The sequence below is a fragment of the Pseudoalteromonas porphyrae genome (assembly GCF_001298125.1).
In the GTDB taxonomy this organism is placed as follows: Bacteria; Pseudomonadota; Gammaproteobacteria; order Enterobacterales; family Alteromonadaceae; genus Pseudoalteromonas; species Pseudoalteromonas neustonica.
This window is the reverse complement of record NZ_LHPH01000103.1, coordinates 1-540: the sequence shown is the minus strand read 5'-3', so window position 1 is coordinate 540 and position 540 is coordinate 1. Positions and strand designations below refer to the sequence as shown.

At 43.9% G+C, this 540-nt stretch carries 1 protein-coding gene; it reads right to left on the bottom strand.

What is annotated here, in order from left to right:
• Window positions 1-21 precede the first annotated feature (21 nt).
• On the bottom strand, window positions 22-540 hold a 519-nt coding region (locus ADS77_RS21390; protein ID WP_268794926.1), incomplete at its 5' end, for an EF-Tu/IF-2/RF-3 family GTPase.

Below are 540 nucleotides of genomic sequence, written 5' to 3'. Positions count from 1 at the left end.
AATTAACTTAAACGTTAATTATTACTCTACGATAGTTGCTACAACACCAGCACCTACAGTACGGCCACCTTCACGGATAGCAAAACGAAGACCTTCATCCATCGCGATTGGCGAGATTAGAGTTACAGTCATCTTGATGTTATCACCAGGCATTACCATTTCTACGCCATCTGGTAACTGTACGTCACCAGTTACGTCAGTTGTACGGAAGTAGAACTGTGGACGGTAACCTTTGAAGAATGGAGTATGACGACCACCTTCATCTTTCGAAAGTACGTATACTTCTGAAGTGAATGTTGTATGTGGGTTGATTGAACCAGGCTTAGCTAGTACTTGACCACGTTCAACGTCTTCACGCTTAGTACCACGTAGAAGTGCGCCGATGTTTTCGCCAGCACGACCTTCGTCAAGAAGCTTACGGAACATTTCAACACCAGTACAAGTAGAACGAGTTGTATCATTGATACCAACAATTTCTACTTCGTCATTGATGCGGATGATACCAGCTTCAACACGACCAGTTACAACAGTACCACGACC